This window comes from Yeosuana marina (assembly GCF_011762485.1).
GTDB lineage: Bacteria > Bacteroidota > Bacteroidia > Flavobacteriales > Flavobacteriaceae > Yeosuana > Yeosuana marina.
Window position 1 is genome coordinate 1 of record NZ_JAAKGI010000041.1, and the last position, 5,811, is coordinate 5,811.

The following is a 5,811-nucleotide window of genomic DNA, read 5'->3' on the forward strand; positions in this document are numbered from 1 at the left end:
TATCAGTACTTTAAGATACGATTTTAAAAAGAATCATTAATGGTTTTTAAGAAGAAGTTTTTGCGCAGTCTGACGGTTAGTATATGAAAAGTAGGTGATTATGAAGCACGAAACTTTCGGCAAAGCACAAAATTTGATACGAGCTAAAAGCCTTGTATTCAGTACTGTATCACCTATTTTTTATATACATTGTTGTGTGCCGTTTTTATTCAAATATTCTTTTCTTAAATAATTCTTTCATTTTTCCGAAATCTTGTTTAGGCTTTCTGCAAATATAAATCCGTTGATAAAGTTCTTCATCATTGTCCGCATAAGGGTTATAAATTGATTTAACCAAAGTCACTTCTTCAAAGTAGGGATTAAAAAAATTTCCAACTTGATAGCTCAATGCGATAACAGTATTCGGCATTGTGCCTTTAGGTGTCCATCTGTAAAAACTTCCGTGATAAGAAAATGCTTTGGGAAGATTGTATGACTCTCCGAACAAGTCCACAGCTCCAGCTTGTGCATAGTGTTTTCCCCAAATTAAGCAATCTTGTTTTTCATTGTTAGATAGAGTTTCAAAAACCGATTGCAAATCTTGCATTGTTGTTTTCCACTTGTTCTGTGTGTAATATTCATCGTATTTAACCCCAAATTCGCCTCCTTGAATTTCCTTTTCTTCGTGTGGATATACTTTTTCAAGATAACGATTAAAGCTATAGACAGGCATTCCGAAAGGAATAAGTACAGCACCTAAAATCATTAAAAACGACATTGGATAAATTATCCATTTTCTTTTAAGTAATACTATTTGCTCCCAAAATATTGCTCCAAATGACAAGAGTGTTAATATAATTGGGAAGAAATAATAAGCTTTACCATTTTTAAACAAAAGTAGTAGAAAAGACATTCCAATTGTTGTTGATATTATGCGAACAAAAATTTGGTCTTTTGACTTGAAAAGATAAAAAAGGGCTGGAATTATTAATAACAGAGATACTATCGGATTAATTGCAATTAATAAACTTGTAAAATTTTCAAACCGACTTATTTTATCTAATTGTGTTTCATATAGTCTATCTGTCATTTGTAGTAGCGGAAAATCATTTAAAAATTGCCAAATGATATTCGGTGCAATGCAAATAAGAAATAAAAGGATATTTAACCAAAATTTGTGCTTTATTAAAGCTGTTCTTGTTCTTTGATAAACTAATAATGCCGAGAGTCCAAAAATGAAAAAGATGCTGTCATATTTTACCAAAAAGCCAAGAATACAAAATAATGTAAGGTACCACAAGGATTTTTTATCGAGGTGTTTTGTAAATTTTACTAATTGGTAAAACCCTAAAACCCAAAATAACTGACTAAAAACTACAGGTTGAAAAAGTTGCTCCGAGCGCCCAAAACCTGGTGCAATAATTATAGCTAATAGCACTAAAAATACTGCTTTGTTTTTTCCGCCTAATTCAAGGGTTGTTTTTGCTACATAAATAATAATGAGTATTGCGGCAATGTGTGGGAAAATATGGTGAATAAATACGGAATTAGAATGAAATAAATTTTGGATAAATGCAAAGGCGGCAATTAATGGCGGAAATTCCATATAGCCAAATGCAAGGTGTTTTCCTGTTTCAATATGTAATAGTTCATCTCCCTGAAATCCTGAATGACTGTCTGCAATTAGATGTAAAATTAGTTTTATAATGCAAAAAAATAAAACTATGAATTTGGTTTGTCTATTCATTTATTGGTTTGTTCAAATTCTGACTAACGGTCAAATTTTTAACTTTTACTTCCCCTCAAAAATTGGTCGTTAGCAGTAGAAATTAATTGGTTTTTCTGATGTGGGGAATGGCACACAACGGTGCGTGTATGATTTCGGCGCGAAAAATCGGCCAAGATTTTTCGGGATACAGAAATCGGACTCGCGCTGAATTATACACATTGTTAGCGGCTGGTGTTTTTATTTTGTCGCAATATAGATTTCAACTTCTGAATTTTCTCCGTTTTGAGAATTTTGGCCATAAACTTCGAAGTCGTAAGTATATTTTCGATTAAGTTCTTTATCTCTTTGCCAAATATTTATCCAAGTATTCAGTACAGCATTTGGCATTTCTCCTTTAGCAATAAATTTTTGAAAATTTTCTTTTTCAAATTCTCGTCCAATCAATCCGTTTGGGATTTGGTCAAGTGTTGAAACAGGAATGCCAATTATGGTAGTGTACTCATCTGTATAATCACTTTTATAATCTGTGTAGATGGTCATGATGTTGCTCGAAATTTTGTTCGGAACCTTGTCAAAAACGTTCTCTGAAAAGAATTTGTTCCAAAGGTTTCCCAAATCTTGTTGAGATTGGTTATTTTTATTTGTAGTTCGGACAGAAATTCCAATTATTTTAAATCCTTTTGTCATATTAGTTTTGTTTTCAATTTATAATCTCATCACTGTTATTATTCGATATGTGTTAGAGTTTATCGTTATTCAAGATTTCTATTTTGAAGAGTGTCTTATTCACTTGCCGCTAACGGTTTGAATATGCGTAGTAGCGGATTTAAAGGTACTTACCTTTCAATTTAGCACTAATATTGTTCAAAGATAGGAACTTTTAATTTAGCACAAAACCCGCTATTACTTATATTTTTTGTTGGGCATAGTTACTGTTTTATACGTTTTATTAGAAAATATAAAATAATTGGTAATCCTAACCATTTCAAACTTGCTAATATTGAATGAAAGCTAAATAATAGTTCTGAAAATCCATTTGGACTTTTAATGAAAAATATTTCAATCGTGTTTTCAATCATATCGAATAGTCCAGCAACAAAAGGTAATATCAAAATGAAAATATGTTTTCCAACTAATTTAATATTGTTTTTTAAAACTTTATTTAAATATAAAGACGATAAGAAAACAGAATATGCAAAAGCATAAATATAGTCCGTATAAATATATTTCAAGAAGTTTTGTTGTCCGATTTCATTCCAGCCATTAAGAATGGATTTTCCGTTTTCGGTTGTAAAAGATAATTGAAGTTTTATGACTTCAAATCCTATTTTACCGTCTATCATTGGATTTATAATGAACATCACAATGATATACATTATTCCTGTTAAAATACCAAAACCAATTAATACTTTTTTGTTCTTTTGTAAAGTTACCATTTTATAAAATTTTAAATTATTAAATATTTGGCAAAATTACATTCTGATAATTCTATTTCTCTTGACTTTTGGTAAGAAATGTTTTTTTTCTTAATCTGCTTAAACTTTCTGCTGTTATTCCTAAATACGATGCTATATGATATAATGGAATACCATTAATTATTTTTTCGTTAGTATTTCGTATAAAATGTTCATATTTCTCTTTTGCATTAGATGTTTGTAATAAATCAAGTCTATTTTTTACACAGACTAAGTTTTGTTCAACAAATAATGTTCTAAATTTAATCATAAAATCATTATTGGTTTCAAAATCCGAATAATTTAATGAGTAAACAGATGTTTCTTTTTCAGCCTTTATAAATTCAACCGATGAGTATTGATTAATAAAACTTGAAAATGATGTAATAAAACTTTCATCAGAGGCAAAATATGTATTTATTTCATTTCCGTTTTCATTGATAAAATACATTCTTACCAGTCCTTTTTCAATAAAGAATACTTTATCTGCACGTTTCCCTTGTTCAATTAAATATTCTCCTTTTTTATATTCTTTTTTTGAGAATGACTTATTAATAATTTCAATATCTGAATTGTTTATCGTTATATATTCCGATATGTTTTTTATCAATGTTTTCATTAAATTTTCGTGAGTTTGTCAGTTCGTTCTTATTATGCCCAACGGTTAAGTATATGAAAAGTAGCTGTTTTAAAGCACGAACTTTTCGACTATACACAAATATACAAAAAAGCACAAGCCTTTTAGACTTGCACTTTTTCCGCTATTTTTTATATACATTGTTGTAAGCAGTTATTTTTGATCTTTTCTTTCTTCAATAACTTCTTTCAATGTATTTGCTCCGTTAATAGCTGATGGAAAACCTGAATATACTGTCATTAAAAGCATAATCTCCTTGATTTCGGTTTCGGTAAGTCCGATATTTAAACCTGCGTTGATATGGAATTTCAGTTGCGGTTGTGCATTGCCTAATGCTGTCAAGGCTGCAATAGTTGAAATTTGTTTGTATTTAGGGCCAAGGTTGTCTCTTGAAAAGATATCTGCATATCCATACTCCAAAGTAAATTTTACCAATTCAGGTGAAAAATCATTGTAAGCATTCTTTAATCTTTCCACTTGCAAACTGTCCAATTTCGATAGTTCTTGTTCTCCCAATTTTAGTCGGTCGATTTGCGTTGTGTCAGTTGCAGTTTTACCAATTTCGTCCTTAATTCCGTGTTCTTGACGTTCTTTTAAAACTTCTTTTAATGCGTTCATTCCGTTAATTGCACTCGGAAAACCTGAATAAACGGACATTTGCAAAATCACTTCTTTGACTTCGTTTATTGTGCTTCCCGTATTCAAAGCTCCGTTGATATGGACTTTTAATTGTGGTTGGACGTTTCCCATTGCTGTCAAAGCTGCGACAACAGCAATTTCTTTGGATTTTAAATCTAAACCATTTCTTGTGTAAATATCTCCAAAAGCGTATTCTATGATGAAAGTTCCCAAATCTGGCGAAACATCTTTTAAGCTTTCAATTACTTTTTCTCCTGCCTCTCCGTCAATTTCTTTTAATTTTTCCCAACCTCTTTCAAATCGTTCCGATTTTGTACTGTCCATTTTTGTTTGATTTTTTGTTTGCCCATATCCACTTGCGAGAATGAATAAAGTGAATATTAAAATTGATAGATATTTCATTCTGTTTTTAGGCAAAAATAAGGGTTGAAAGAAGTTCGTTTACAGGACTTTTTCCAGATCTTCAGGCACTTTTAAATTCAGTGGGCGAAAGGTTTGTTTTCTGTTTGAATATTCTTGAAAAATAAGAACTGTCCTCAAATCCTAATCGAAATGCGATTTCCTTTACCGATAAGTCCGTGAAATAAAGCAATCGTTTGGCTTCCGTTATTTTCTTTTCCAAAATGATTGTTTTAGGACTTTGTCCATAATTATCCTTGCAGATTTCGTTGAGTTTATCAACGGTCAAATTCAATTTTGACGCATATTCGTTTACGGAAACATTTTCGCAAATATTGTCTGATACCAATTTTGAAAACTCTAAAATAGTTTTTGGTTTAATTTCCTTGTTTTGAGGATTTTCATTTGATAACCTTTTTAATTGAAGTAACAAATATGAAATTCCTTGAACGATTGTCTTTTCGCTCAATTTGTCATTTTTATTGAACTCTTCGATAAGATTTTCAAATAGTGATTTTAGAAATTTTGTATTTCTGTCGGATAAATCAAAAAATGCTTTGTTAACAAAATCAGTTGTTTCTTTTAAAAGATGTTTGTCAAAAATGATAATATATCCATTCGAGTTTTTTGAATAGGACCAATTATGAACCTGTTTGGGGCGCATCAGGAAAAGCCTGTTGTGTTTGATTTCATATTCCTCAAAGTCGATTACATTGATTCCCGAACTTTTTGTGAACCAAACAAGCGAATAAAAATCGTGTCTGTGTGGCCATTGAACATTGGGGTCTTCCGTTCCCTCAAAAGTTCCAACGTAGAAAAACTTTTCTTTTGGATTGGAAATTATAATGTCCGATATGGAATATTCTTTTAGCAGGACGTTTGTTTTAATTGCTTACAACGGGAGTTTGCGCACAAACCCCATTTATTTCTATAAATCTATAGATTTTCTACAAATTAATGACATATGAGCTCAT

Annotated in this window: 6 protein-coding genes; all 6 read right to left on the minus strand. The window is 30.8% G+C overall.

All coding sequences use genetic code 11. From position 1 onward, the window contains the following. Nucleotides 1-205: 205 nt before the first annotated feature. Nucleotides 206-1,726 (minus strand): glycosyltransferase family 39 protein, encoded by a 1,521-nt coding sequence (locus G5V56_RS17480; protein WP_166967562.1) that lies wholly within the window; start codon nucleotides 1,724-1,726, stop codon nucleotides 206-208. Nucleotides 1,727-1,945: 219 nt separating this feature from the next. Beyond that, the gene (locus G5V56_RS17485) at nucleotides 1,946-2,395 is read right to left on the minus strand and encodes a GyrI-like domain-containing protein (RefSeq protein WP_025865463.1); all 450 of its coding nucleotides are present in this window, start codon (nucleotides 2,393-2,395) and stop codon (nucleotides 1,946-1,948) included. Between the two features lie 242 nt (nucleotides 2,396-2,637). Next, complete coding sequence (locus G5V56_RS17490) at nucleotides 2,638-3,144, minus strand: hypothetical protein (protein WP_166967564.1); 507 nt, start codon at nucleotides 3,142-3,144, stop codon at nucleotides 2,638-2,640. 52 nt (nucleotides 3,145-3,196) lie between these two features. Further along, complete coding sequence (locus G5V56_RS17495) at nucleotides 3,197-3,781, minus strand: Crp/Fnr family transcriptional regulator (RefSeq protein ID WP_166967566.1); 585 nt, start codon at nucleotides 3,779-3,781, stop codon at nucleotides 3,197-3,199. A 171-nt stretch (nucleotides 3,782-3,952) separates the two neighbouring features. Beyond that, nucleotides 3,953-4,762 carry a carboxymuconolactone decarboxylase family protein gene (locus tag G5V56_RS17500; protein WP_240911432.1) on the minus strand — a complete coding sequence of 270 codons (810 nt, stop codon included), beginning with the start codon at nucleotides 4,760-4,762 and terminating at the stop codon, nucleotides 3,953-3,955. A gap of 139 nt (nucleotides 4,763-4,901) precedes the next feature. Continuing rightward, a complete protein-coding gene (locus G5V56_RS17505; RefSeq protein WP_317166449.1) occupies nucleotides 4,902-5,726 on the minus strand; it encodes an AraC family transcriptional regulator in 825 nt (274 codons plus the stop codon). Nucleotides 5,727-5,811 lie beyond the last annotated feature (85 nt).